At 68.4% G+C, this 26,736-nt stretch carries 19 protein-coding genes; 5 read left to right on the top strand and 14 right to left on the bottom strand.

The window, feature by feature from the left end:
- Positions 1-2: 2 nt before the first annotated feature.
- The 3 genes from ENSA7_RS05445 to ENSA7_RS05435 all read right to left on the bottom strand — a co-directional run bounded on the left by ENSA7_RS05445 (position 3) and on the right by ENSA7_RS05435 (position 4,513).
- Positions 3-1,592: a right-handed parallel beta-helix repeat-containing protein gene (locus ENSA7_RS05445; protein ID WP_106088126.1), complete on the bottom strand. Its 1,590-nt coding sequence runs from the start codon at positions 1,590-1,592 to the stop codon at positions 3-5.
- Between the two features lie 119 nt (positions 1,593-1,711).
- On the bottom strand, positions 1,712-2,914 hold the full coding sequence (locus tag ENSA7_RS05440) for a hypothetical protein (RefSeq protein WP_146157363.1): 1,203 nt from the start codon (positions 2,912-2,914) through the stop codon (positions 1,712-1,714).
- Positions 2,915-3,025: 111 nt separating this feature from the next.
- Entirely contained in the window at positions 3,026-4,513 is a 1,488-nt protein-coding gene (locus tag ENSA7_RS05435; RefSeq protein WP_181233209.1) for a hypothetical protein, read from the bottom strand.
- A gap of 271 nt (positions 4,514-4,784) precedes the next feature.
- On the opposite strand from ENSA7_RS05435, the gene ENSA7_RS05425 reads away from it, so the two are divergent.
- The gene (locus tag ENSA7_RS05425) at positions 4,785-5,081 is read left to right on the top strand and encodes a metallophosphoesterase family protein (protein ID WP_106088123.1); all 297 of its coding nucleotides are present in this window, start codon (positions 4,785-4,787) and stop codon (positions 5,079-5,081) included.
- 9 nt (positions 5,082-5,090) lie between these two features.
- Here ENSA7_RS05425 and ENSA7_RS05420 read toward each other — a convergent pair whose 3' ends face one another.
- A complete protein-coding gene (locus tag ENSA7_RS05420) occupies positions 5,091-5,873 on the bottom strand; it encodes an SDR family NAD(P)-dependent oxidoreductase (RefSeq protein WP_106088286.1) in 783 nt (260 codons plus the stop codon).
- A gap of 317 nt (positions 5,874-6,190) precedes the next feature.
- Positions 6,191-7,036 (bottom strand): KPN_02809 family neutral zinc metallopeptidase, encoded by an 846-nt coding sequence (gene ypfJ, locus ENSA7_RS05415; protein ID WP_106088285.1) that lies wholly within the window; start codon positions 7,034-7,036, stop codon positions 6,191-6,193.
- Between the two features lie 90 nt (positions 7,037-7,126).
- Here ypfJ and ENSA7_RS43230 point away from each other — a divergent pair, with 90 nt between their 5' ends.
- On the top strand, positions 7,127-7,426 hold the full coding sequence (locus ENSA7_RS43230; RefSeq protein ID WP_106088122.1) for a hypothetical protein: 300 nt from the start codon (positions 7,127-7,129) through the stop codon (positions 7,424-7,426).
- A 52-nt stretch (positions 7,427-7,478) separates the two neighbouring features.
- On the top strand, positions 7,479-8,999 hold the full coding sequence (locus tag ENSA7_RS45290; protein WP_181233207.1) for a flavoprotein: 1,521 nt from the start codon (positions 7,479-7,481) through the stop codon (positions 8,997-8,999).
- Here the strand turns inward: ENSA7_RS45290 and ENSA7_RS05395 are convergent, their stop codons facing one another.
- The 3 genes from ENSA7_RS05395 to ENSA7_RS05385 form a co-directional block, all read right to left on the bottom strand.
- A complete protein-coding gene (locus tag ENSA7_RS05395) occupies positions 9,000-11,705 on the bottom strand; it encodes a cation-translocating P-type ATPase (RefSeq protein ID WP_106088120.1) in 2,706 nt (901 codons plus the stop codon).
- 130 nt (positions 11,706-11,835) lie between these two features.
- Positions 11,836-12,345: an O-acetyl-ADP-ribose deacetylase gene (locus ENSA7_RS05390; protein WP_106088119.1), complete on the bottom strand. Its 510-nt coding sequence runs from the start codon at positions 12,343-12,345 to the stop codon at positions 11,836-11,838.
- 47 nt (positions 12,346-12,392) lie between these two features.
- Positions 12,393-13,598, bottom strand: coding sequence for a beta propeller repeat protein (locus tag ENSA7_RS05385; protein WP_146157361.1), 1,206 nt, complete (start codon positions 13,596-13,598; stop codon positions 12,393-12,395).
- A gap of 27 nt (positions 13,599-13,625) precedes the next feature.
- On the opposite strand from ENSA7_RS05385, the gene ENSA7_RS05380 reads away from it, so the two are divergent.
- On the top strand, positions 13,626-15,323 hold the full coding sequence (locus tag ENSA7_RS05380) for a CotH kinase family protein (protein WP_106088117.1): 1,698 nt from the start codon (positions 13,626-13,628) through the stop codon (positions 15,321-15,323).
- Position 15,324: 1 nt separating this feature from the next.
- On the opposite strand, the gene ENSA7_RS05375 is transcribed toward ENSA7_RS05380, so the two are convergent.
- The 4 genes from ENSA7_RS05375 to ENSA7_RS05360 form a co-directional block, all read right to left on the bottom strand.
- Positions 15,325-16,185: a poly(ADP-ribose) glycohydrolase domain-containing protein gene (locus tag ENSA7_RS05375; RefSeq protein WP_181233205.1), complete on the bottom strand. Its 861-nt coding sequence runs from the start codon at positions 16,183-16,185 to the stop codon at positions 15,325-15,327.
- Positions 16,186-16,242: 57 nt separating this feature from the next.
- Positions 16,243-16,740, bottom strand: coding sequence for a hypothetical protein (locus ENSA7_RS05370; protein WP_106088115.1), 498 nt, complete (start codon positions 16,738-16,740; stop codon positions 16,243-16,245).
- A gap of 46 nt (positions 16,741-16,786) precedes the next feature.
- The gene (locus tag ENSA7_RS05365; RefSeq protein WP_106088114.1) at positions 16,787-22,141 is read right to left on the bottom strand and encodes a type I polyketide synthase; all 5,355 of its coding nucleotides are present in this window, start codon (positions 22,139-22,141) and stop codon (positions 16,787-16,789) included.
- Between the two features lie 110 nt (positions 22,142-22,251).
- Entirely contained in the window at positions 22,252-23,910 is a 1,659-nt protein-coding gene (locus ENSA7_RS05360) for a hypothetical protein (RefSeq protein WP_106088113.1), read from the bottom strand.
- Positions 23,911-24,226: 316 nt separating this feature from the next.
- On the opposite strand from ENSA7_RS05360, the gene ENSA7_RS05355 reads away from it, so the two are divergent.
- Complete coding sequence (locus tag ENSA7_RS05355) at positions 24,227-25,966, top strand: glycosyl hydrolase family 28-related protein (protein ID WP_106088112.1); 1,740 nt, start codon at positions 24,227-24,229, stop codon at positions 25,964-25,966.
- 19 nt (positions 25,967-25,985) lie between these two features.
- Here the strand turns inward: ENSA7_RS05355 and ENSA7_RS05350 are convergent, their stop codons facing one another.
- On the bottom strand, positions 25,986-26,276 hold the full coding sequence (locus tag ENSA7_RS05350; protein ID WP_106088111.1) for a PAAR domain-containing protein: 291 nt from the start codon (positions 26,274-26,276) through the stop codon (positions 25,986-25,988).
- Positions 26,277-26,433: 157 nt separating this feature from the next.
- Positions 26,434-26,694: a hypothetical protein gene (locus ENSA7_RS05345; RefSeq protein WP_106088110.1), complete on the bottom strand. Its 261-nt coding sequence runs from the start codon at positions 26,692-26,694 to the stop codon at positions 26,434-26,436.
- Positions 26,695-26,736 lie beyond the last annotated feature (42 nt).

Here is a 26,736-nt window from a genome sequence, read left to right as displayed (position 1 = left end):
GATCACCAGAACACCGGTGAGGAGTTGCGGTACGGCGAGTCGTCCGCCATCGGAAAGTGGACCGGGACGTCGCCCTCGGCAGGCGCCCCCTCGTCCCGGTTGACGATGTTGCCCTCTGCCTGGCCCGCGACGTTGCGCAGCTTGAAGCGCTCACCCGAGACCCGATTGATGCGATTGTCCTCGAGGCGGGTACACTCCAGCAAGTACGCGAGCAGCGTCCCCTCGTGGATGGTGTTGCTCGCAATGTACTGAAGCCGGTTCCACGCGTTGTGGATACCGCAGCCGTAGAAGGTGTTCCCCGAGATGTTGTTGCCGACGGGGTTGTCGCGCACGGCCTCGCGGATGTTCGGGTAGTTGATGATCCCCCACAGGCCGTTGACGCTGCCATGGGTCATGCGAACCCGATTGTTGATCACGACGGTGTCGGTGTGTTGCCAGAGCACGATCGGACCATCGGTTTGCTTGTCGTTCTCACACGGCAGCGATTCGTCGTACTCGCCCTGGTCGTCGACCTGGCACTGGGTCATCGTGTTGTCCTCGAGCCAGACGTTGCGGCCGGTCGAGGTGACGAAGTCGCCGCCCACGTTGTCGTGAAAGTTGTTCTGGAAGATGAGAATGTCCTGGTCGCGGCGCTTGACACCCTCGATGTCGATCCCGAACTGCGGCGAGGTGCCCTCCATGTGGTGGATATGGTTGTTCTCGATCACCACGTTGTGGCCACCCACGATCGCAACCCCGTTGCGCCGATTGTGGTGAATCTCGTTGTTTCGGATCGTGATATTGGTGCTCGGCACCTCGGCGTTTGGGTCGTCGTCCTGCGGCGCGGAGCCGACGATCAGCACGCCGTCGCCGGTCAGCTCAGTCAGCTCGGTGTCTTCGATGAGCACCCGATTCACGCTGGTCCACGCACACACGCCGTGGCCCTCGTCGTTGGCCCCGCCGCTGTAGTCGTGGTTTGCGCGATCGCCCCGAATCACGCCGCCGCGGATCGTGATGTCGTCGTTCCCCTCGAGGCTGATGACACAGTAGTTGTGCCGGTCGTTGGGCGTCATCTCGATGACCGCCCCGTCCGAGAGCTCGAGCGTCATGTTGCCCGGCAGCACGATGCCGGCGGCGTAGATGTCACTCGTGAGCTCCCCGACCACGTAGCGGCCGGGCGGAACGATGATCTTGTCGAAGCCCTGCTCCACCGCCCAGGCGATGGCCTCGTTCATGCGCTGACGCGTCTCGACGGGGTCGCCTCCGTCGTTGTCGATCATCCATTGCTGGAGATCGATCGTGTACTCGTTGGTGTGGGTCGGGGGCAGCTCCGCGGTCGGGCGCTCGCCCTGCTCCCACCCGCACGCGCCGTCGCTCGGATCGGGCCCCGGTCCGGTGTCGGTCCCCTCGTCGGTCCCCGCGTCCGGGTCGGTGCCTGCGTCCGGGTCGGTGCCTGCGTCCGTGCCTCCGTCGGGCCCCCCATCTGTCGCTGCATCCGCGGCTGTGCCCGGCCCGTCATCGCCGGGGCAGCCGGCGACGCCGAGCACCACGGCGATCGCCAGGACTCCGCCCCCTCGCCGCCGTATGTTCCTGTTGCTCACACCGTCGTGCATGGGCGCACTTTAGCAAGCTGCCCGATCTCCGCTCAAGCGGAGAACCACTTGGGCGTTGAGATCCAGGCGATAGAGCATCGCTGACGACTCACACCCGAAGCCCGTTCCGGGGTGCTGTACTAGCGCGCCGAGATGCTGGTGCACGAGCTCGAGACCTCGATCTCGCGCGTGTTACCCGAGACGGTCGCGCTCGCCAGGCCGTTGCTGCTGTCGTCGATGATCCACATCGTGTCGCCGGGCTTCATCTGCTGGCTCTGGCGCGAGTTGCCACCGAGCGAGGACTGTCGGCCGCTGCCGAACTTGGGATTGTCGCCGAAGAAGACCTTGACGGTGCTCGAGCACGAGTTGCGGACCGTGACCGAGACGACGCTCGGGGCCGTGCTCGTGCTGCCTCCTCCACCGCCACTTCCGCCTCCGCTTCCGCCTCCGCCTCCGCCGCTACTCCAGCTGTCCTGCGCGGCCCGGTCGTCCTCTTCCTGTCGACGCCTGCGCTCGTCCATGGCAGCGATGGCGGCGGCGTCGGCCGCTTTCGCCTTCTCGAGCCTCGTGTCGAGCTGACCGCCGAGATCGGCCGTGAACGCCTTGAGCTCGCCCTTCGTGGCCCACATGGCCAGATCCTCGCGCCAGGTCTCATAGTGGGGCCACTCGCAGGCGAGCATGATCACGTTGCGCTGATGCTTGGCCTTCTTGGGCATCGCGTCGACGGCCTGGCGGCAGGCAGCCTGCGCGGCCTCGCGCCCGTGCTTGACCTCGAGGTGCTCGAGCACGAAGCCCTCGATGGCGTAGATGAAGCTCGTGTCGTCGTGTATGCGATCGACGGTCAGCATCAGCACGAACTCGGGCGTGATGACATCCAGCTCATCGTTGCGGGCGATCATCCACACCACCGTCAGCCCGTGGACCGAGGTCAGGCTGCTGGTCGGACGCTCGCCCCTCTCTTCGGGCATCTTGCCCTCCAAGCCCTCGACCGCCGCGGTCCAGTACGCGCGCTCGACCTCGATGCGCGCCGCGATCGTGGCGTCCCACTCGGCGAGGGGCAGGTCGGTGGCGGCGTCGGGGTGCGTGATGAAGAGCGAGGCGTACAGATCCGCCTGATTGAAGAGCCCGTCCAGCCTCTCTCGGGATCCCTCGGGGTTGTCCGAGTAGCTCGCGTCGCGCTCGGCCCAACCGTCGAGATAGTCGTCGGCGACGGTCCGCGGCTTGGCCGGCTCCTCGACCGGGGCTGTGGCCGCCGTCTGGGTCTCCTGAGGCATGAAGATCCAACACCCGGTCAGCAACAAGGGAGCCAGACACACGGAGGCGATTGCGGTTCTGATCTGCATGCGCCAGCATGCCCACCGCGGCGGTCGACGTCAATCGACGCTCGACCTGCGCACTGGCGTCAACAAATAGCGGGCGGCACGGGGGCCAGAGGGCCCCAGCGCGCCACCTCATCAGCCGGGCGGAGGCACCGGGCTGACGTCGCCCGGGATCGGCAGCTCGACGTCGCCGTACACGGTCTTGTCCTGCTGCGTGATCTCGTGATCCAGGTCGATGAGCGTGCTGACCTCGATGCCGCCGCCGCCGTGTGGCGTGCCTTGCAGGCCATACACCACGTTGGGTGTATAGAAATCCAGCGCGTCGCCGGTCATCCACACGTAGCCGTTCTCGACGAAGTCGTGATCGACTCCGCCCGCGGCGCTGTAGGGCAGCAGCTCGCCCACGATGTAGGTGGTGCCCTGGAAGATCCAGTCACCGTTTTGATAGTCGTACTCGAAGGTGGTCGACTGGTGCGCGCCGGTCTGCATGTCAGAGCTCATGGTCCGCTGCGCGACGAGCATGAAGCCGTTGTGCGCGAAGCTGAGGTCCGACACCGGCTGGTTGCCCGGCGTCTGGAACTCCATCGTCGCGGTCGCAGCGTCGGGCACACCGTTGTCGTTGGTGTAGGCGACCGACCAGATCGTGTTGCCGCCGCCGCCGGCCCAGATGCTGTAGTAGAGCCGACCGGCGTGCGACTGGACCGCCCACGGCCGCTGGCCGAGCGGAGCGAATGCGCCGTTGGGCTCGCCCTGGTCGTTTGCCGGTCCCATCGTCACGTTGCCGGACGTGTGGTGGTAGGTGCTGACGATGTCGCCGTCCATGTCGATCTGGTAGATGCGGCCGTCTTCGTGGTTGGACACGTAGATGGTCTCGCTCACGCAGTCGTAGTTGAGGTTGCCGAACGCGGGCCCGTTGTTTGGCAACGACGCGAACACGCTGATCTCACCGGTGACCGCGTCGATCTTCTTGATCTCGGATGGGGTCGAGTTGGCGCCCCAGACGGTCGTGGCCGCGAGGTACATGTTGCCGTAGGAATCGAGCGTCAGCCCGAAGTTCTTGCCGAGCGCCCCGGTGAGCGTCCACTCCGGCCGGTGATAGAGCGGCGCGAGGTAGTTCATGTTGGGCGGCGGTGGGTCACCCGAGATGTCGACGATCGTCAGCGAGTAGTTATTGGGCGGGCCGTCCCAGTTGTTGTGGGTGACGATCGCCACGGTCCGGTCGAGGAAGTTCGCGTAGGCCGGGTCCTCGTACATCGGGAAGTTGCCGGAGGCGCCGTAGGTCTCCGACGCCCGGCACGAGCCCGGTCCAGTCCAGCCACCTTGACCGTCGCCGAGGTCACCGAGCGGCGGGAGGTCGAACTTCGTGTTTGAACCGCCGTCGCCTGGATCGCCGTCGCCGTCGCCAGGATCCCCGTCGCCGTCACCGGGATCGCCATCGCCATCGCCGCTGTTGCTGTCGCTGTTGCTATCGCTGTTGCTGTTGCTGTCGCCGCTGGTCTCGACGCCGTCGTTGCTGTCGACGCCTGTGGTCGAGCCGTCAGCACCCCCGTCGGGGGCGCACGCGGTGAGCCAGAGCAGCGGGAGTAACGAGGGAATGAACGAACAACGATGCGATGCGGCCATGGAACGATTCCTCTAGAGAGAACGCGGGACAGTACCACGAAGGCACCCCGCGATGTCACGCCGCGAGTCGGAGCGCCTCAGCTGCCGATCCCGCCCAGGCGAGGTCGGTGCGGCCCTGCCGTGTGGGGAAATGACCCCATGCGGGTCGAGGCAGCGTGAACGTCGCGCCGCCGATGCTCGGCGTACGGATCGACAGGCGAAGCAGGCCGCGCGGGCTGGTCTCGTGGCGAAACCGCCGTCAGCCCGAGGCACGGATCGACCCTCACGGCCGGTGCAGCACTGGCCCGCCGGGACCATCGCTCCCGAGGACGAACAGGAGTTCGAGCAGCAGCGCCGGAGTCTTCACTATGAGCGCGTCGGCAATGAGCCGGCGCGGATACTGGTCGACTTGTTGCAGCCTCGTTTGGTGGTTTGTGGGCACACGCACCGCCGCTATCGGGCGAACCATCGGAGGGACGAGCTTCGTTTGCCTCGCGCACTCTTGAGCGGCGCGGACGCGTTCGCCGTGTTCGAGCGCACCCCCGCCGGCGAGATCATCGAGCTGACGGCAGCTCCAACTGCGCGCTAGTCCGTGAGCTCAGAGCGAGCGGATCAGGCCGCCCTCGACACGGATCGATGCCCCGTTGATCGCAGGATTGGCGACCGCGGTCACCACCGCCTGGGCGACCTCTTCCGGCGCGATGAACCGCTGCAGCAACGAGTCCGGCTCGGTTTGGACGAAGTAGTCCTTCGCGGCCTGCTCTGGCGAGATCCCTTGTTGTTCGGCGACGCCGTTCATGTACTCGTCGACGCCCTCGGTCCAGGTCGGCCCTGGGAGCACGCTGTTCACCGTCACGTCGTGGCCCTTGGTCAGCGCCGCGACACTCTGCGTCAAACCGAGCTGGGCAGCCTTGGTCGTGGCGTAGTGAGCCATCGCCCCGAAGCCACGCACGCCACACTCGCTGGAGATGTTGACGATGCGGCCAAAGTTGCGCTCGAGCATGCCAGGCAGGAAGTGTCGGATCAGCCGCACGTTTCCGACCACGTTCACGTTGAAGGAGTGCAGCCACTCCTCGTCGGTGATCTCCACGAAGGGCTTGACGCCGAAGATCCCGACGTTGTTGACGAGGATGTCGAGCGGGCCGATCCGATCGACGGCGGCCGCGAGCGCCTGCGCCGACTCGCCGTCGGACACGTCCCCCGCCACCACGTATGTTCGGTCGGCGCCCAATTCCTGGTGGACCGCCTCGAGGGTCTCGCTGGTGCGCGCGTTGAGGATCACCCGGGCGCCCTCTGCGACAAACGCCGCTGCGATCGCGCGGCCAATTCCCGCGGACGAGCCGGTGATGAGCACGAGTCGGTCGGTGAGCTCGAGGTCCATCACCGCGTACTGACGCGCGTGGCGATTGTTGTCAAGCAGGCGCGCTGTCACCCCTCAGGATTGACGTCCGAAGACGGGGGCCTTTGGCGGCGAGCATCGCGCGGACATCTCCTCGCTTCATGCATGAAACAGGGGGGAGACATGAGCATCAGCCCCGCCACATCCGGCTATTAGAGGGATCACCAATACGATCAATATTACGATGTCGCCTGCGCACCAGGCCGCCACCACCCGTCGATCACCTCGACTGCTCGGACCGCCCGAGGTCGGAGCGCTGCCCCCTGCGCCTGCTCACCAACGACACCCCCAGCCCAGCATCAGATCGCCCCCGAGAAGCTGTCACACACGCGGGGATCTCCGCGCTCAAACCCACGCCTGAACCACGCCACCCGCTGCGCCGACGTCCCATGCGTGAACGTCTCGGGCGACACCGTCCCGCTCCCCATGCGCTGCAGCCGATCATCCCCGATCGCCGCCGCGGCCGTCAGCGCCTCACCAATATCCCCGACCTCGAGCAGCCCATTTTGCTCGGCGTCGTGCGCCCACACGCCCGCGTAGCAGTCCGCCTGCAGCTCGAGCCGGACCGAGAGCCCGCTCTCGCCCCGCTGCCGTGACCGCGCGGCGCGGTGAACTTGATCGCTGGTCCCGTCGAGGTTCTGCACGTGGTGCCCGATCTCATGAGCGATCACATAGGCCTGAGCAAAGTCCCCACCGGCGCCGAGCCTGCGCTCGAGCTCATCATAGAACGACAGATCAATGTAGACCCGCTGATCCGCCGGGCAATAAAACGGCCCGGTCGCGGCGTCGCCGTACCCACACGCAGTCCGCGTCGAGCTGCGAAACAACACGAGCTCGGCCCGGCGGTAGCCCGGCAGCTTGCGCGCCCAGCTGTCCTGCGCGTGGTCGAGCACGAACCCCACGAAAGCCGCCTGCTCGTCGGTCCCGGCCTGGCCCCGACCATCCACGTCGGCCGCCCGCTGGGCCACACCTCCGACCAACTGCAGCGCGCCGTACCCGAGCAAGACCACGATCACCCCGGCCCACCCCCAGCGACTGCGGACCACGAGCATGAGCAGCGTGAACAACAGCCCGCCACCGCCACCGCCGCCCTGGGAGCGACGGTCGATGAGGTCCGAGCTGCGGTGGCTGGGGTCCCAACGCATGGCGCCAATGGTGAGCCGTCGCGGCGCCAATGCAAGCCCCTCCGTCGATCGGCGTGGCGCTCGGCGCGACCGGACCGGTATGCTCCGGGCGTGGACACGCGCGCGACCAAGCGACTCCTGCTGCCGGCGACGCTGGCGATCACGACCTTCATCAGCGCGAGCTCGTGCAAGAATTTCGAGGAGTACTGCGTGGACATCGAGACCGAGGCCAAGTGCAAGGACGGCTGCGGTTGGAATGAGGCGACGGGCACGTGCCACAACACTTGCCATGAGATCCCCGACCAAGCCGACTGCGAGGCGCTCGAGCGCTGCGAGTGGTCCGAGGGCCTGGACGAGACGGACACTGGCGAGACCGGCGGCGGCGAGTCGTGCCACGAACCGTTCACGTGATAGCGCCGCCGCGCTCCGGTCGGAGCGCCAGTCAGTCCCCCGCAGATCGACGATGACCAACCACGACAGCTCACCCACGAGGCTCCGCCGCGCACCCGTCGTGCAGATCTACGACGTCCGCGACACCATGGTGATCCTCGCGCCCGACGGCGAGGTCCGCGAGCTGTCAGGCCTCTCGGCCGAGCTCGCGCGCGCGGTGCTGCAGTGCTGCCTCACCCCGTGTACGCGCGCCCAGATCGTCACTCGGCTCGAACTGCTGACGGGCGGGCCGATCGAGGAGCAAGAGCTCGGCGTCATCGATCAACTCCTGGCCGTGCTCGTGGCGGCCAAGGTGCTGGTGCCCACGTCCGAGCAACCCGCCCCCGCGCCAAGCCGACCTCGGACCCGGCTGGTGCTGTGCCTGTCCGGAGCGATCGCGTGCTCGCTCGCGCCGGGGCTGATCCAGCGATTGCTCGAGCGCGGCTTCGAGGTTCGCGTGGTCGCGACCGAGGCTGCCCTGCGCTTCGTCCAGCCCGAGGCGCTCGAGGCCCTGGTCCACTTCCCCGTGCTCAGCAGCCTGTGGCCCGAGGACTCCGGCCTGCCGGTCCCGCACATCAACCTGGCGCAGTGGGCCGACGCGGTGCTGGTGTGGCCGGCCACGGCAACCACGATCTCGCGCCTGGCGACCGGCTATCACTCGACCCTGGTGTCGGCGATCGCCCTGTGTACGCGGGCGCCGGTCGTGCTGGTGCCGTCGATGAACGCCGACATGTACAGCGAGCCCGCCGTCGCGCGAAACCTGCAACAGCTCGCGGCCGACGGCATGCACGTGGTGCATCCGGGCAGCGGCACCGAGCTTGCCCACGCCCCCGACACGAGGCTGGCAACGCTCGGACCGACGCCGCCCCACGCGGTCGTGGTCGCGCTGCTCGAGACTGCGCTTCGGATCGAGCGAGCGCGTCGGGCCGACGGCCAGCCAGCGACCCCGCGCGACGCCGACGAGTGGGACCGACTGTTTCGGACTCACCAAGATCACGAGCTGGGCTGGCACCGCGATGCCCTGGACGCCGACATGCTGGCGGTGCTCGAGCGCGCGGCCTCGCCCGGCACCAGCGTGCTCGACATCGGCACGGGTCTGGGGGTCGCCGCGATCGCGGCTGCCCGGCTTGGGTGTCGGGTGGTCGCGACAGACATCGCCGACACCGCGCTGCTTCGCGCCCGCGATCGAGCGGGAGACAGCACGGGAGACACGGGGATCGTGTGGCTGCGCGATGACATCGCCGACACTCGGCTATATGGCACATTCGATCTACTGATAGATCGCGGCTGCCTGCACCTGCTCAGCCCCGAGCAGCTGCAGCCCTACGCGAAGGCGGTCGCGCGACTGACCGCGCCCGGCGGTGCGCTGCTGGTCAAGACCCACGCGCTGTCCGAGGGCCGCAGTCGCGGGACCACACCGTGGGATCGGGGCATGATCGAGGATCTACTCGGGGCCGCGTTCACGCTCGAGACCGACGAGGGCAGCACACTGCCGGGGCCAGCGGTGACCACGGCCGCGCGGCTGTTTGTGCTGCGACGGCGTGACCCGGCCTGATCAAGCGCGCGACCGCTTGCGGGCATGGGCGCGTCGACCGGCCAGGTAGACCTGGCCAACCAGCATCGGCACCATACCCATGCCCACAGCCAGCGCCCAACCACGAGCCGACGGCGGCCGGGTATCGAGCAGATCCGAGAGACCCGGCAGATACACGGCCGCGAACATCAAGAGCACGCACACCGCCACCGCACCCCATATCCAGGGATTGCGGGTGATCTCATTGCGCACGAACCCCGATTTGGGGTCACGCAGGCTCAGCGGAAACCACAGCTGGCAGAGCAACAGGGTCAAAAAGGAGATCGTCACCGCGCCGGGCCGGTCGAGCCCCAACCAACCTTGTGCCAGCTGCAAGCTCACCAAGACGCAAGCCCCCATGACGGCGGCGAATCCTACGATCTCGAGCCAGTGGCGGCGGGTCAGCACAAACTCTCGTGGATCTCGAGGCGGCTCATGCATCTCCTCGCCGCTGCCCGGTCCAACCCCGAGCGCGAGCGCCGGGAACACGTCGGTGAGCACGTTGAGATACAGCAGCTGTAACGGCAGCAAGGGCAGCGTCCAACCGGCCAATGTCGCGGTGGTCACGGCGATGACCTCGGCCACGTTGGTGCAGAGCATGAAGATCACCGCCCTGCGAATGTTGGCGAAGATCACCCTGCCCTGCTCGACGGCGACCACGATGGTCTCGAACGCGTCATCGCGCAGGACCATGTCGGCGACCTGCCTGGCGGCCTCGGTCCCGCGCCGGCCCATGGCCACGCCAATGTCAGCTTGTTTCAGGGCTGGCGCGTCATTGATGCCATCGCCGGTCATGGCGACGATCTCGTGTTGGCCCTGATAGATCCGCACGAGGTTGAGTTTTTGCTCGGGGCTGACCCGCGCATAGATGTTGGCTTCGTGGATACGGTCGCGCCCGGCCGCGTCGAGCCGCTCGGGAGGCTTGAGATCTCGGCCGTGCATGACGACGGCGGCAGGGTCACTCGGATCCCCCACAATCCCGACCGCGGCGGCGATCGCCTTGGCTGTCTCGGGCTGATCACCCGTGACCATCGCAACCCGAATTCCGGCGGCCTGGCACTTGTCGATCGCGGTCTTGACCCCCGCGCGGGGTGGGTCGAGCAGCCCAACCAGGCCGACAAAGCGCAGGTCTCGATAGGGCGGCGCGTCCGCTGACTCGACCTGCTTGTCGGCGAGCGCGAGGACCCGAAGACCCTCGCTGGCGAGCGCGGCGGCCTGCTCGCGCCACTCGCTGCGCTGGCCGTCGGTCAGCGGTGTCGCGCCCTCGCCGGTCTCGGTCACGATGTGGGCACAGACGTCCAGAACGGCCGCTGGCGCGCCCTTGACGGCGACGTAGACCTTGCCTTCAATCGCGTGAAACGTGGCCATCTTCTGCAGGCGCGGCTCGAACGGCTCGACCCGGAGCTCGGGCATCTGCGCGAGCACGGTGCTGCGCTCGAGCCCCAGGCGGCGGCCGGCAGCCAACAGCGCGATCTCGGTTGGATCGCCGCGCGGGTTGTCCTCATCGGCGCCCTGATCGAGAGACGCCCCATTGCAGAACACCGCGACCTCCATCGCCCGCAGCGTGCCGGTGTCGAGCCGCGCCCAGGTCTCGCTGGGGCCCTGCGGATCCAGGTCGATCGTGTACTTGCCCGCGGGCGTCACGACCGATCGCAGGCGCATCCGATTCTCGGTCAATGTCCCGGTCTTGTCGGTAAAGATCACACGCGTGGCACCCAGGGTCTCGACGGCCGTCAGTCGATTCACCAGGGCGTTGCGCTGGGCCAACCTGTACATTCCGCGGGCCAGCGCGATTGTAGCGACGATCGGCAGTCCTTCGGGAATCGCCGCGATCCCCAGGGCCAGGGCGGTCTCGATCACCAGGGTGGGATCGCGCTGCTTCACCCAAAAGCCGTGCCACGCGATGAACAGCGCGACAGCCAGGGTCACCCACGCGAGTCGATGCCCGAGCTGGTCGAGGCCGCGCTGCATCGGCGCGAGGCCCGACTCGGCCTGACCCGCGAGCGCAGCGATCCGCCCGAGCTCCGTGCGGCCACCGGTCGCCACCACCACCCCGAGCGCGTCGCCGTCGACCACGCTGGTGCCCTTGTGCAGCATGTCGGTCCGCTCGGGCAGCAGCGCGTGCTCCTCAACGGGATCCGGCAGCTTGTCCACGGGCACCGACTCACCGGTGAGCGCGGCCTCGTTGACCCGCAGGTGCTCGCCCGCGAGCAAGCGAAGATCCGCCGGGACCAGATCGCCGGCCGCGAGTAATACGATGTCTCCTGGCACCAGCTCGGTTGCGACGATCTCTCGCTCGCGTCCGTCGCGCCGGGCCCGGGTGCAGTGCTCGCCAAGCTTGCGCAATGCGGCCATCGAGCGGGCCGCCCGAAGCTCGGTCACGAAGCCGATCGTCGTGTTGATCACGAGCACCGCCAGCACCGCCGCGCCCTCCGGAATCCGGCCGGTCGCAAACGCGAGAATCATGGCCGCGCCGAGCAGCACCACGACAATGCTGCGCAGCTGAGCAAGCAGGATTTGCGGCCACGGGCGCGCCCCCACCTGCTCGAGCTGGTTGGGGCCGTGCTCGCGACGGCGCTGATCGGCCTCGGCGTCCGTAAGCCCGCGCTCAGGGTCCACGCCAAGGATTTCTAGCGCCTCGCCGGGAGTCTGCGCGTGCCAATTTGGGCTCGCGGTGGAGAGTCGCACTGCGAGTTCGTAGGACCGGCGGAGGGCTGGCGCAATCGCCCAGGGCGCCCAATCATCATGCGAATTCTGCTCGCGGGATTATTTGGAGCCGACGGCGCCGTCTGGCACCGCGAAATCCAATGCGGCGAAGTCAGCGCTGCAGCGCGCGCTCGAACGCCTCGAACACGTCGGCGCGTGCGAGCACGAAGCGAATGTCGTCAACGCTACCCCAGCGGCGCCGGGTGACCTCGACGGCGATCCTCGCGGCGGCGTCGAGCGGGAACCCATACGCGCCGGTCGAGATGGCCGGGAACGCGACGCTGGCCAACCCGTGAGTGGACGCGAGCGCGAGGCTGTTTTCATAGGCCGAGGTCAGCACGAGCTCGGGCTCGGGCGTGCGTCCCCAGATCGGTCCGACGGCGTGGATGACCCAGCGGGCCGGGAGGTCGAAGCCCGGCGTGATGCGGGCCTCACCGAAGGGGCAGCGGATCCCGCCGACGGCCGGGCTCTGACGGCAAGCCTCGAGCAGCCGGGGGCCCGCGGCGGCATGGATCGCGCCGTCGACCCCACCGCCGCCAAGCATCATTGGATTGGCGGCGTTGACGATCGCGTCGACGTCGAAGGTGGTGATGTCGCCTCGCTCGAGCGTTGGCTCTGGCATTGGCTGGGAAGATAGCACCCGACGTTGCGGCGAGCGGCAAGCGTCGCTCAGCCCGCTGGCGCCTCGAATTCACGCAACACATACAGCGACCCGCTGCGCGTACCCAAGTAGAGATCATTGAACAGCAACGCCATCGACACGAACGTCTCCCCCTCGACAGCCATGCTAGCGACCTGCTCCCACCCCTGCGCCCCCGCGCCGAGGTCTTCACTGCGGTGCACGCTCACGCTCCCATCGGCCCGCTCCATCAGCACCAGCAGCGCCTCGCCCCGGTCGCCGTCGCTCTCCTGCCGCGCCCAGGTGATCACCTCCGTCACGCCGTCAGCGTGAACCGGCCACGGTTGATCCTCTACCAGCCCCTGCCCGACCACCCGATAGCTCGCGTCATACTCACTGCGCCCCGGCGTGCCCGCGAATGCACCGATCACCAGCTCGTCCCCCAGCGTAATCGGCACCAGCGACCCGCTCGGCGGCTCGTCGAGCTGCTCGAACGCTGCCTCACCCCGGCGGATCCACGCGAACGCCTGCCCCGGGTCAGGTAGATCGCGTCCGCTCACAAACAGCAACTCCGGGGTCGCGCCCAGGTAGTAGAACCGCGAGAACCGATCCGCCGCAGACTCGCGCCGCAGCACCTCGGCCCAGCTCGCCCCGCGATCTTCGGAGGCCATCAACAACGCGGGCTGCCCGTTGAGCGAGCCGGTGCACGCGTACAGCGTGTCGCCCTGCGCGGCCACGTCGTACACATGAACCCCACCCGGGATCGGCGTCTGCACCGACCACGCCGTCGCGCCGCAGTCCAGCCGATACACCCCGCCCGACTCCTGGTGTCCGTCGGGATCCGTGGCTGGGCTGTACAGAGCGCCGTGCGCCGCGAACAGCCGCTGCACCTCCTCGGTCGGCGCGACGCCGAGATCCACGAAGTCCCCCACCCGCGGATCCCAGGCGTGCATCGCGATCGGCCCGGTGTTGTCGCTGTAGTCGCCGTAGCCGAGGTGCAGTCGTCCATCAAACGCGACCAACACCCCCAGCACTTGCCCGCGCGCGGTCGGCTGATCGGCGAGGCCCGGGATCTGATCACGACTCGCGACCCGCTCGAGCTGCTGCGCTCCCGCGCCGCCGATCACGGGCGTGGCGATCGGCTCGCACGCCTTCAGCTCGCCCTCGTCCTCTCCCGTTTCGCCCGCTGGCGCCCCACAGCCGCTCGCCACGAGCAACAGCGCGAACAGCGAGGGCCCTGGTAGAGTCGAGCGCACGTTGATCTCGTATCATGTTCTCGCCCCATGCCCCTCCCCTCCTCGCCCGCCACTGAGATCCGCCGCGCCTGGGCCGTGACGGCGGCGCTGTGCGGGGTGCTCGGGTGCGGCGACCCGCCCCCCCAATTCGACAACGGCCCGGCGACCAACTCCGACGAGCTGTTCTCGATCGATCGCCTGCCCCGGTTCGACCTCACCTTGGATCCGGACTCCTGGGCAGCGCTCGAGGCCGAGCCCAAGGCGTGGGTGCCCGGCAGCTTCGAGTACGACGGGGTCGTCTACGACAACGTGGGGATCCGGCTCAAGGGCAACCACTCGTTTCGGCCGATCGACGACAAGCCAGCGTTCAAGATCAAGTTCAACAAGTACATCCCGGGTGGCAGGTTCTTACAGCTCGAGGGCCTCACGCTCAACAACATGGTCGTCGACAGCTCGATGCTGCGTGAGTGGATCGGGTATCGGGTGTTCCGGGCGATCGGCGTGCCAGCCCCGCGGGTCGGCTACGCACAAGTGTGGGTCAACGGCGAGCTCTACGGGCTGTACCTCGACATCGAGCCCTACGACGACGAGTTCCTCGAGCGGGTCTACGCGGATCCAAGCGGCAACCTGTACGAGTCCGACAAGAACGCCGACCTCGACGAGCCGCTCGACAGCTGGGACCAAGACGAGGGTGAGGATCTCAGCCGGGACGATCTCCTCGCGTTCTCGCAGCTGGCCCTGCTCGACACGAACGAGGTGTTTTATGCCGACGCGGGCGGCGTCGATCTGCCCCGCTTCCTCGCGTTCATGGCGGGCGAGACGATTCTTGGCCACTTCGACGGCCACATCGGTGGCCATAATTTCTTCGTGTATCACGAGCCCACGCTGGATCAGTGGAGCTACCAGCCGTGGAGCCTGGACCAGGCGCTGGTTCGCAAGGTCACCCCGTTCGAGCACAACGGCTACCTCGGGTACAAGTGCCTGCGTGACTCGCAGTGCCTGGTCGACTACCTGCAGGCCTCGCAGCTGGCGTTGGCGCAGTTTCAGACGGTCGACATCAGGGCCGAGGTCGAGCGGGCGATCGCGCTGACCGACGAGGCCATGCACGCTGATCCGCGCCGGCCGTACTCGGCCAAGAGCGTGGAGTCGGGCCGCAAGCGCTCGCTGGACTTCATCACCGCCCGCGCGGCCGAGCTCGCGCCCCAGCTAGACTGCCTGGTCGACGGCAAGGAGCCCGACCGCGACGGCGACGGCTACGGCCCCTGCTTTCAGGACTGTGACGAAGACGACGCCGCGATCAACCCCGACGCCGAAGAGCTGTGCGACGGGATCGACAATAATTGCAGCGGGTATGCCGATGACGTCCCCGCCTGCGAGTGCCCGATGGTCGAGAGCGAAGGGCGTAATTTTTACCTTTGCTACAATTCGATCACATGGCTCGCGGCCCGGGATTTCTGCGTCGCCCAGGGCCACGTGCTGGCGCGCTTCGACAGCGCCACCCAGATGGCCAAGGTCGCCGACGCCGCGCAGAGCGTGCATTCGAGCTACTGGGCGTTTGGGCTCAACGATCGCGACGTGGAAGCAGAGTACCGCTGGCTCGACGGCAGCGCGCCCACGTTCACGGCCTGGGCCAGCGGCGAGCCGTCCCACCAGCTGGGGTGGTTCGACTGTATCTTCATCAATGACGGGGTCTGGTCCGAGCGCAATTGTATTGAGCAGGCGCCGTTCATCTGTAGCGACGAGTAGCTCATCCGCCCGCGAACACCCGCTCGAACGGCGTAAAGTTGTCGGGCCCGTAGCCAGGGTGGAAGATCGCAAACGCCACCCGATCAAACGCGTCTGGGCGCGCGCGCAGGGCCTCCGCGTACAGCCGCGCGACCTGGTCCGCCGGGTTGGCGAACGCGCCGCAGCCAAACGCGCTGAGCACCGCGTGGCGAACCCCGGCCTCGATCAGGGTATCGAGCTGCGCGCGGATCTTCTCGCTGGCGAGCTCGGGATCGAAGCGACGACCATCCCGCAGATCCATCGCGGCCGCGCGCAGCTCGAAGAACGGGAACACCTCGTCCTCGGGCAGCCACGCGTAGCCAAGATCGCCGCGCTCACGGTCCTCCCCGGCTCGCAGGCACACCCGCGGGCGCTGGGTGTCCAGCAGCACGCGGCCGTGCTCGGCGTTGAGCAGCGCGGTCATCCGCGGCCGGTAGCGCTCGGTCACCGGGTCCATGTCGGCGGCGACGACGGCCAGGTGGCAGTCCGTGCGGCGAAACATGTTCTCTTCTTGCGCGGGTGAGCCCTCGACGTAGCCCCCGCCCGGCACATAGGCGTTGGCCATGTTCAAGACCGCGAAGGTGTGGCCGTGGGCCTTCGTGAGCGCGTGGGTGACCTCGCCCCAGTCGCCGGGGATCACCTCCACGATCGGCCCACTCGCAGGCGACGCCGCGGCCCGCCAGCGCGCGAGGTTGGCCTGGGCGAGGCGATGAAACTGATCGGGCGGCTCGGCCTCGAGCAGCGCGGCCACGGTCTCGCGCAGCACCTCACGTCGACGAACGAACGCGGGCGAGGCGTGCACGCCGAACCCAAACACCTGCTCCGATGGAATCGTGCGGCCCACGGACCGCTGCATAACAAATTCTGGGTGTCGGGGGTCCGGGCCAGCGACCGCGGGCGCTCACTCGGCCAGCGCGACGCTCTCGGCAACGACGACGGCCGCCCACGCCTCCCGACGGTGGGGCGAGCCGCCATCGGTCCGCTCGCGGACCCGGCCCTGCACGCGCACGCGATCGCCCGGCCGCACCAGCTCGACGTCCAGCTCGAGCGCGGCCCCGTAGGTGCCGAGCAGCCGCTGGTGGATCTCACCGACGTCGACCCCAGCGTCGAGCTCGATCAGCGCCGTCCCGCTCGAGTCGCGGAGCACGAACGCCAGAGCCTGGTGAGCCTCGATGCCGGTCCCCATGTCGGCGAACGGGGTCTGTCGATCGATGCGGGCGGTGGGTCGGCCTCGATAGCGGATCACCACCGCGGGCTCGTGGTCGAGCGGACTGTGCAGCTCCCCCAGCGACTCGACCCGACCAACGAGCTCCACGCGGTCTCCGATCTCGAGCAGCTCGTCGACGCGGCGCGGCTGGGGGTCGCGCTCCCGCGTGAACAGTCGCAGCAGCCAGTGCACACGGCAGCGTACAGCGCAGCGGGGCTGGAGGCACGGCAGCGAAGGCTCAGATCGTCAGCTCTTCCCAGTCGCACTCGCTCGGCTGGGCCGCGCGGGCGTCGAGCTGGGCGTCGACGAGCTCGATGAGCCGGGCCAGCGAGATCCCCCGCAGCAGCTCGACGACGGCCGGCGCGGCGCCAGTCTCGGCCTCGACCCGGTTGCGCAGCTCGAGCGCCATCAGTGAGTCGATGCCCAGGCGAGTCAGCGCGGCGTCGGGATCGATCGAGTCGAGCGCCGCGCGGGGGATCTGCAGGACCCGGCCAAGTTGCTCGCGCAGGTACACACCGAGCAGCTCGCGGCGCGCTGCGGCGTCGGCCGAGCGCAGGGCGACGAGCGAGTCGGAGGCCCCAGCGAGCGGGCTCGACTTGGCTTCACCCGCGCGCGTGAGCGACTCGAAGTAGGGCAGCTGCGCGAGCGCGGCGTGGCGAGCCAGCCACGCGGGCCAGTCGATCGCCATCACCCCCACGTGCCCGAGCTCGGCCGCGAGCGGGCGCTCGAGCGCGGCGTAGGCCGCAGCGGGATCCATGTCCTCGAAGCCGTCGAGCTGGCCGCGCTGGGCGAGGTGCTGGCTGGCCATGTCACCGGCCCCGAGCAGACCCCACGACACCGCGGTGACCGGGCGACCGGCTGCGCGAGCCAGCGTCGCAAACCCGTCGAGGAACGCGTTGGCGGCCGTGTACGCGCCGAGCAAGGGTGAGGGCAGCAAGGTCGCGGCCGACGAGAACAGCAGGAAGAACTCGAGTGGATCGTGAAACACCCGCGCCAGCGCGCAGGCGCCCGCGAGCTTGGCCTGCAACGAGTCGCGCAGCTGATCCGCGCTCAGCTCGGCGAGCGCCCCCGGCAGCTGAACCCCCGCGGCGTGGACGAGGCCGCGGATCGCCGGACGCTGCTCGCGGGTCCACTGCTCGGCCCAGGCGCGCAGGCTTGGCTCGTCGGCGACGTTCAGGGCGACCACGTGGACCTCGGCGCCGCGGGCCTCGAGCGCGCGCACGGCCGCGACCTGGGCGTGTGCGCGGGTGCCCGCCGCGAGCTCGTGCCACCGCGCGCGCGGTGGCAGGCCCGTGCGGCCCAGCAGGATCAGGCGACGCGCGCCGTGCTCGAGCAGGTGGCCAGCCATGCGCAGCCCGAGTCCGCCGAGCCCACCCGTGATCACGTAGGACCCGCCGGGATCGAGCCGGTTCAGCGGGCTGACACGACCGCTCGCCGACGCAGGCGGGCGCTGCTCGAGGCGGGCGACCAGGCGCTGACCCGCCCGGTAGGCGACCTCGGTCTCTCGATCGTCGGCCCCGAGCTCGTCGGCGAGCAGCGCGGCCATGTCGACGAGACCCGCGGCGTGATCCAAGTCGACCGAGCGCGCGAACCGGAGGCCGCCCTCGATCTGCATGACCCTGCCGAGGCCCCAGACGGCGGAGATCATGGGATCGACGAGGCCTGCCAAGCTCGGCGCGGCAGCCTGCGTCACCAGCCACAGGCGCTGATCGGGCCGCAGCGATCCCTGGCTGAGCAGCGCGCCCTCACACGCACGCGTGGCGCCCTCGAGCGTGGCCTCGGCGGAGCGATCTGAGCTGGAGGCACCTCGATCTGGGCTCGGTGCAAAATGGACGATGTCGGTCGCGTCGGGGAGGTCGACCTGCTCGACGCCTCGCGCGGTCAAACACTGACTCAGCTCGCGCCGCAAGTCCGCGGCCGCCCCCACCAACGCGAACCGACGCCCCGCGTAGGTGGGCTCCGTCTTGACCGCCGGACGCCACGCGAGCGCGTGGTACCAGCTCGACTGCTGCTCGTGCAGGTACTGGATCCGCAGGCCTTCGATCTCGACGATCGGGGCCCCGTCCGTGTCGACGACGACCACGTCGCCACGCAGGCTGCCGCGACGCTGTTGGTTGTCCACGTGGATCCAGCTGGCGTGAACCTGCTCGGCCGGGCCGTACAGCGCGATCCGATCGATCTTGGCCAGCACGAAGGAGCCGCGATCTCGATCGGCCCCACGCAGCAGCGCCTGCCCGCAGGCGTCGAGCAGCGCGGGATGAAAGCAGTGGCGCGAGAGCTCGTCGGCGATCGGCCTGGGGATCTCGAGATCGACCAGCAGATCGTCACCGTCGCGGGCGACCGCGGCGACGCCCGCGAACGAGGGACCCCAGATGTTGCCTGTTTGGTTGAGCCACGCGTAGAACCCCGGCCCGGTCATGCTCGGTCGACAGCGAGCTCGCAGCGACTCGAGCTCGACCGCAGGCCCACGCTCGCGCAGCTCGACCGCCCAGCCATGAACCCGACGTGTCCACTCGCGCTCGGCCTCCGTGCGGGCCCAGATCTCGAACTCGAGCGTGGTTGAGCGCTCGGCGTCGAGGCGCAGCTGCAGCACGAGCGGCTCGCCTTCGCCAAACACGATCGGCCGCTCGAACTCGACGTCGCGCAGCTCGTGGATCGAGCGACCTTGCTGGGCCAGGGCGCTGAGCACCAGGTCGACGCTGCCCATGCCCGGCAGCACGCAGCTGCCTTCTACGAGGTGGTCACGCAAGAACGGGGCGTGGTCCAGGGTCACGCGGCTGGTGAACACGCGGCTCGGCGCCGCAGGTTGCGAGCCGCGGGCCAGCTCGATCGGCTCACCGAGCAGCGGGTGCGCGCCCGCACTCACGGATGTCCGCGGCTGCGGCAGCCAGTGGCTGCGGCGCTGAAACGGGTACGAGGGCAGCGCGGCGTGGGTGCGGGCGCCTGCGTAGACGCGATCCCAATCGAGCGTCGCGCCGGCTTCGTAGAGCGCCGCGAGCCCGCTGTTCAGCTCGACCTGCTCGTCGCAGTCGCGCCGACCCGAGCCGACCAGCAGCCCCCGCACGCCGAGCGCGTCGAGGCCCTCGCGCACGGCTGGCAGCAACACCGGGTGCGGGCCGAGCTCGATGAAGGTGTGGTGTTCGTCGGCCACCGCGGCCTGGACCGCTGGCCAGAACCGGACGGGCTCACGCAGGTTGCGGCGCCAGTACTCGGCGTCCATGGGCGTGTCGGGACCGAGCAGGCGGCCCTCGAGGGTGGAGTAGAGCGCCACGCCTGCGCCAGCTGGTGGGCTCGCGCCGACGCCCGCGAGCGCGCCCAGCAGCTGCTCGCTCGAGCCGTCGACCGCGGGGCTGTGCGAGGCGACGCCCACCGCGATCCGTCGACAGCGAACGCCGCCCGCCTCGAGCTCGGCGACCATCGCGTCGACCGCCGCGAGCGGCCCCGACAAGACCGCCGCGCTCGGGGCGTTGTCGGCCGCGAGCGACTGGGATCCTGGGCCCGCCAACTCGATCCGCCTGGCCAGCTCGACCGCGGGGAGATCGATCGCAACCATGGCGCCCACGGCTGGCAGCGCGCGCATGAGGGCGCTGCGACGGACGATCACGCGGGCGGCATCCTCGAGGCTCAGCCGCCCAGCGAGGTGCGCGGCCGCGACCTCGCCCATGCTGTGGCCGATCACCGCGTCGGGTTGGACCCCAAATCCACGCCACACGGCGGCGAGGCCGAGGCTCAGCGCGAACAACATCGGCTGGACCACCTCGACGCGCTCGAGATCCAGCCCCGGGGCGCGAAGTGTGTCGATCACCGACCACCCCGCGAGCGGGCGAATCACCGCATCGCACAGCTCGAGCTGCGCCGCGAAGGCCGGCTCGCGCTCGAGCAAGCACCGACCCATGCCCAGCCACTGACCGCCCTGACCCGGACACACGAACACGACCCCGCGCCGGATCGCCTGAGTGGTTGCAGGCAGCGTCTCCACCCGCTCGGCAAGGGCCACACGCAGCGCGGTCGCGCTCACGCCCGCGACCGCCACGCGATGCTGAGGATGATGCGTGCGAGCTCGGGCCGCGCTCGCGCAGTACTCGTGGAGATCGGGGGCCCGCGCCAGGGCTTCGCCGGTCGCGTGGATCAGCGCGCGCAGAGCCGGGCCGTTGTGAGCAGACAGCGGCAGCACGAAGCCGCTTCGCTCGCGCGGGGCCAGTTCGGCTGGTGCGGGCGCTTCGGCCAAAATTACGTGGGCGTTCGTGCCACCCATGCCAAACGAGCTGACCGCCGCGTGGCGTGGCCCGTCGCTGTCCCACTCGCGGTGTCGACTCGCGATCTCGACTCGCGCACCGTCCAAATCCATCGCCGGGTTGAGCGTCTCGAGGTGCAAGCTCGCGGGGATCTGGCGGTGCTCGAGGCACGCGATCGCCTTGGCCACCCCCGCCAGACCAGCGGCGGCCTCGAGGTGACCAATGTTGCTCTTGACCGATCCAACCGCGCACACGGGCGCCGACCGGCTCGCCGCCCCGTACTCCGACACGATCGCCTGCATCTCGATCGGATCCCCGAGGGCCGTGCCGGTCCCGTGCGCCTCGACATAGCCGATCTGCCCCGGCTCGAGCTCCGCGTCGCGCAGCGCCGCGCGGATCAACGCGCGCTGGGCCGCTGCGTTGGGCGCTGTCAGGCCGTTGCTGTGGCCATCTTGATTGACGGCGGTGCCGAGGATCAGCGCGCGGACGCGGTGGCCCTGCGCGACCGCGTCGGCCAGCCGCGCGAGCACCAACACGACGACCCCCTCGCCGCGCACGAACCCGTCGGCGCGGGCGTCGAACGGCTTGCACCGCCCGTCGCTGGCGAGCATCCCCCAGCGCGACAGCGCGATCGACTCTTCTGGCGCGAGCATCAAGTTCGAGGCGCCAACCAACGCGCGCGACGACTCGCCGCTGAGCAAGCTGCGGCACCCCAGGTGCAGCGCGACCAGGGAAGACGAGCAGGCGGTGTCGACCACCAGCGCTGGACCGCGCAGATCCAACAGGTACGCCAGGCGCCCGGCGGCCATGCTGTGGTGGGTGCCCGAGGCCGTGTACGCGTCGATCGCAAACCGGTCGCGGGTCGCGAGCTTGGCGTAGTCGCGCTGGTAGCTGGCCAGGAACACCCCGGTCGCGCTGCCCTCGAGCAGGTCGCGGCGCAGGCCGGCGTCTTCGATCGCCACCCAGCTCTGCTCGAGCAGCAGCCGATGCTGCGGATCCAGGGTCGCCGCCTCGCGGGGGCTGATGCCGAACAATTCCGCGTCGAACTGATCGATCTGATCCAGGAACCCGCCGTAGCGCGAGGCGATCGAGCCGCGCCGGTTTGGATCCGGGTGGTGGTAGTCGCCGATCGACCAGCGCGACGCGGGCACCTGCTCGATCGCGTCGACCGAGTTGGCGAGCAGCTGCCAGTAACCGGCTTGATCGGGGGCCCCAGGCACCCGCAGCGCGAGGCCGATCACGGCGATCGGGTCGTCCGCGAGACGGCGCGGCCCTGCGCTGGCGCGTAGGCGACGAAGCAGCTCTTGCTTGGCCGGCGACAAGCTGTGGGTGCCGGGCGTCTCGACTGCGTCGGTCATGGATGGGCTCGACACTCTACCCCCGACGCATCGAGCCGTCGACCGTTCGAGCCGCTAGCCGCAGTGAACTGGTCGAGCCGGGCCGAGGTGCGGGCGAACGTCGAGAGTTGTCAGAGCCGATCGATCTTCTTCAGCTCGATCGAGATATTGTATCGGTTCTTCTTCATCACTCGAGCGGCGTCCTTCGCGAGCGGGTGCTCGCGGGCGGTGAACACCATCAGTCCACCCACGAGCCGCGCGAACGCGCGCTGTTCGTTCTTCGTATATCGATAATCGCTGATCACCGCATCGAGATAATCGTCCATCGTCGACTTGGACTCGAAGTAGCCCTTGGACTTGTAGGTCACTGTCAGCCGCGCGAGCTGCGTGCTGAGCTCTTTGAACATCTCTTTGTGAATCCGCTGAAATCCAAAGGCCCCATCGAGAAGCGGCTGCACGACATCTGCGCCCAGGTCAAACGGCTCGCTGGCGCATGAGAACACCAGAGATCCGTTGGTCAACACGACCTCGTAGGTGCGACGGCCGGCCGCGATGCTCCACGCCTGATTCGCCCTCGTCACTGACACCGTGCAGAGCCTGGGCAACGTGTGTCCCTGCTCGGCGAACAAGTCGATCAGCTCTGGGCGCGGGATCCCGCTGGTCGGTCGCTTGGCGATCGCGTCGCCGACCGAGAACAGCACGTTCTTGGTGAGCCCGGCCGGGAACACCGCCGCGCGAAGTCGCTTGCTGATCTCCAGCGGCAACAGGGTCCAGTAGTCGTAGTCACCGCCGACGCCCAGCGTACCTTCGATGCGAGGCAGGCCCTTGTCTGGGAAACAGATACCCACATCGGCGTGCCCCATCTGCGGAAACAGCCGCGTGCCTTGGTCGCGCGTGGGGACCTTGCCGCGAGACATCAACAGCGTATTGCACTGCAATTCCTCGCTGAAGATCACGTCCTGATCGAACTTCATCAGCTCGTTGGACTGCGGAAGGTGGGAGACCACGAGCTGCAGCTTGTCCTCTTCGTCGAGGAACGGCTCCATCATCAGGCCCACCGGAATCGGCGGTTTGCCCGACATGTGCGAGACAGCGATGATGTCTGGCTTCGGCACGCTATACAGCGCAGCGAACGAGCAGGAGCTGACGCCGTAAGTGACCAGTCGCTCGAGCACCAGCGCAGGCGGCTTGACGACCCGCCACGTGCCGCGCGTGTCGTCGACGATCGGATCGCCCGCGCTCGGCAACTTCACGAGCTCGTCCACCAGCCCGAAGGCCTTGTGCCCCTCGCCCTCCGTGGCGTAGCAATAGATGCGGTGGACGACGTAGCCATCGGGCGTGTCGAGCATCAGCGCAGCGTGGTTCCAGCCGAGCACCAGCGCGTGAAGCTGGATCGTGCGATGGCCAGCCCGGATCTTTCGAGTCGGCACAAAATAGCTGTCTCGATCGTTGTCAAATGAACTCTTGCCGACCGAGATCTTTTTCTTGTCACCCGCGGTCGCTGGTGCTTGACGGAGTTTGTTGACCGGGGGCGCGTTCGGCTCGAGAAACCCGCAGTTGATGAGCTTGGGATCCGCGCCTGGGAGGCTCTGGTGCGTGAGCGGGCTGGGAAGGATCACCCGCCGCGGCGCGAGCGTCAGCGGGCGCTCGGGGCTGACCACCAGGTCGCGGGCCGAGGGCATTGAGCGGTAGGCCCCGCTCAACCTCACGTCGACGGGCAACGTCTCCAGCTCCGACCACGGACGGTCAGTGAGCATCAGCGGCTCTTGTTTGTCCTGGGAGCCGGGCACGACGGTGATATCTCCAGCTCGCCCACGATAGGAGCCAAGTCGGCTCGCATCCAAATTTCAGGACGACGACGGTCCCTCCAACCGCGCCTCGAGATTACGCAGCTGAAACGCTCATTTTGCCGGTGTTTTCGCGCGGAAACAGGCTCACCCGCGGTCCGCTACGGCAGGTGCATCTCCAGCGCCAGGCAGCCGGGCACCGCGAGCTCGCCGTGCAGCTCCCACTTTCCCTCGTCACCGCCGACCTCCCTGGGGCCGCAGCCGAGCGCGAGCGAGCACAGACCGACGACCTACGGCCGTCCGCGGGTAGACTCCGGCCATGCGACGGCTCGCCATCACTTCGGTCACACTGCTCGCGCTCGGCTGCCAGGCGAGCTCGCCCGGGACCGAGGCGGCCGGCGACGAGACGGCGACGACCACCACCGAGTCCGGCTCGAGCACGGGGACCGAGTCGGGGACCAGCTCCGAGACCGAGACCGGTACGGAGACCGAGACCGAGACCGAGACCGAGACCGGCACCGAGACCGACACCGACGGCCCCGACACCTGGCGCAGCTCGCTGTACCCCGACGACTGGACCCCCGGGTTTGGCGACGACGCCGGCCGGTTCCTCCATGACTTTTCATGGGCCGGCTACCACAACGGCGAGGCTCCGATCCCCGACGCGATTGCGGGCGTCGAGCGCTCGGTGCTCGAGGATGGCGCCGATCCAACCGGCGCCGCCGACAGCACCGCGGCGATCCAGGCCACGATCGACAGCGTCAGCCAGGCCGGCGGCGGCGTCGTGTCTGTGCCTGCGGGTTCGTATCGCTGCGACGGGCTGCTCACGCTGACCACCAGCGGCGTGGTGATTCGCGGGGCCGGACCCGACCAGACCTTTGTGTGGTTCACGCGCGATCAAGGCATCACCGACGTCGATCACCTGACGGTCCGCGGCGCGGTCACGAACGGAGACGAGCTCGCGTTGACACAAGACGGTCAGGCGCTCGCCTCCGAGGTCTGGGTCGCCGCCGCGGAAAACTTGAGCGTGGGCGACGACGTCGCGGTGGGCTGGGTAATCACCGACACGTTCGTGGAAGACCACCAGATGACCGGCACCTGGATGAGCTTCAACGGCCAGTGGAAGGCGTTCTTTCGGCGCGAGGTCGTGGCGATCGAGTGCGGCGGTGAGGGCTGCCGCGTGACCCTGGACGTACCGCTTCGCTATCCCGCGCTGATCCGCGACCAGGCCAGCTTGCGGGTCGAGACCGGCTACCTGCGCGAGGTCGGGGTCGAGGATCTCTCGCTGTCGACGGTGGGTGACTGGGACGCGGCCTGGCAGAACAACCGCAGTCACGCGCTCGCGCTGATCGGCGTCGCCGATGGCTGGGTCCGGCGGGTGCGTAGCTTCGAGTCGCCACATTCGAGCGATGATCGAGAGCGGCACCTGAGCTCGGGTGGGATCCTGATCCGCGACGCCAAGCGGGTCACCGTCGCAGACTCGAGCATGGCCCGACCGCAGAACCGCGGCGGCGGCGGCAACGGCTATCTGTTCGAGATCTCGCGCAGCAGCGAGGTCCTGACCCGAGACTGCGAGGCGCTCGCGGGCCGCCACAACTTCATTCAGAACTGGGACTTTGGGACCAGCGGGTGCGTATGGGTGCGGACTCACTCGGCGGGCGGCGTCGCCTACACCAGCGCCAACGAGACCATCAGTACGCTGGGGCTGAGCGAGTATCACCACTCCCTGGCCATGGCGAACCTCGTCGACGACAGCGAGGTCGACGACGGCTGGCAAGGGGCGAATCGTCTCGGGTACAGCAGCGGCGCGGGGCACAGCGCGACGCAAAACGTGTTTTGGAACCTGCGCGGGCGCGGTCAGATTCGTAGCTTTCAGTATGGTTGGGGTTACGTGATTGGCACGGTGGGGTTGGCTGTATATCGAGAATTGGCCGAGGCGACGCTGCTGGGATCGCTGTATACCGAGCCAGTCGATTGGGTCGAGGGCGAGGACGAGGGCGCGACGCTGGAGCCGAGCTCGCTGTACGAGGACCAGCTCGCGCGGCGGCTCGGCGGCTGAGCGAGAGGTCTCGGCCCGCTCACCCGCCGATCAACACCGTCGAACAGCCGGCGACCACCTTGCCCCCGTGGGCGGTCAGGTCACCCACGCGCGCGGCGGCCTTGCTGCCGATCACCACGGTCGTGGACCCGGTGACGATCGAGTTGGGAAGACCGAGCGCACACACGCAGGCGCCCCCTTCGGTCGCGGCCGCCAGATGCCCGATCAACACGGTGGGGACGCCGGGCGCCTGGATCACGCCACCCACGTGGGGCACTGGGCCGGTGATCGGGCAGACGTGGGGGTCGAGGATGCGTGCGGCGGCGGGCATGATCTCACTCGCGGGGGCTACTCTACCGCGTCCAGCAGCCTGTGGGGCAATACATCGCGGCTCCTCGCGCCGGAATTTTCGCCAACCGAGGCGGCGCGAGGCATTGCACCACGGGCGGCAGGCCCGGGTCTACGCTTGGGACTGCGAATGGTCACGGTCACTCGCAGGCCACCTTCCCCTCGCTCTTCGCCCACATCTCAGGGCAGTACAACACGTTGCTGCATGCGTTGATGGTCTCTTTGCTGATGGCGGTACAGCCCTCGCCGGTGAAGTTCTCGAGGTCGACGCTGGCGCAACAAAAGTGCTGATCCTCCTGGACATCTTCTTCAGGCGGCTGCTTCTCGTTGGGGCTGGTTGCGGGGTTGGAGGAGACGCCGCAAGCGGCGAGGAACGCCATGAGCATGGTTTTGGTGAGCATGGCTACAGCATGAACTCGCTCGCAGGATTCCTCCATCATCGC

Source organism: Enhygromyxa salina, assembly GCF_002994635.1.
GTDB classification, from domain to species: Bacteria; Myxococcota_A; Polyangia; order Nannocystales; family Nannocystaceae; genus Plesiocystis; species Plesiocystis salina_B.
This window is presented reverse-complemented; position numbering and strand designations above follow the sequence as displayed.

Bases quoted from the DNA above. Each gene is read 5' to 3' on its own strand.
- ENSA7_RS05445 (WP_106088126.1), bottom strand. From the start codon at position 1,592: ATGCACGACGGTGTGAGCAACAGGAACATACGGCGGCGAGGGGGCGGA.
- ENSA7_RS05440 (WP_146157363.1), bottom strand. From the start codon at position 2,914: ATGCAGATCAGAACCGCAATCGCCTCCGTGTGTCTGGCTCCCTTGTTG.
- ENSA7_RS05435 (WP_181233209.1), bottom strand. From the start codon at position 4,513: ATGGCCGCATCGCATCGTTGTTCGTTCATTCCCTCGTTACTCCCGCTG.
- ENSA7_RS05420 (WP_106088286.1), bottom strand. From the start codon at position 5,873: ATGGACCTCGAGCTCACCGACCGACTCGTGCTCATCACCGGCTCGTCC.
- ypfJ (WP_106088285.1), bottom strand. From the start codon at position 7,036: ATGCGTTGGGACCCCAGCCACCGCAGCTCGGACCTCATCGACCGTCGC.
- ENSA7_RS45290 (WP_181233207.1), top strand. From the start codon at position 7,479: ATGACCAACCACGACAGCTCACCCACGAGGCTCCGCCGCGCACCCGTC.
- ENSA7_RS05390 (WP_106088119.1), bottom strand. From the start codon at position 12,345: ATGCCAGAGCCAACGCTCGAGCGAGGCGACATCACCACCTTCGACGTC.
- ENSA7_RS05380 (WP_106088117.1), top strand. From the start codon at position 13,626: ATGCCCCTCCCCTCCTCGCCCGCCACTGAGATCCGCCGCGCCTGGGCC.
- ENSA7_RS05365 (WP_106088114.1), bottom strand. From the start codon at position 22,141: ATGACCGACGCAGTCGAGACGCCCGGCACCCACAGCTTGTCGCCGGCC.
- ENSA7_RS05355 (WP_106088112.1), top strand. From the start codon at position 24,227: ATGCGACGGCTCGCCATCACTTCGGTCACACTGCTCGCGCTCGGCTGC.
- ENSA7_RS05350 (WP_106088111.1), bottom strand. From the start codon at position 26,276: ATGCCCGCCGCCGCACGCATCCTCGACCCCCACGTCTGCCCGATCACC.
- ENSA7_RS05345 (WP_106088110.1), bottom strand. From the start codon at position 26,694: ATGCTCACCAAAACCATGCTCATGGCGTTCCTCGCCGCTTGCGGCGTC.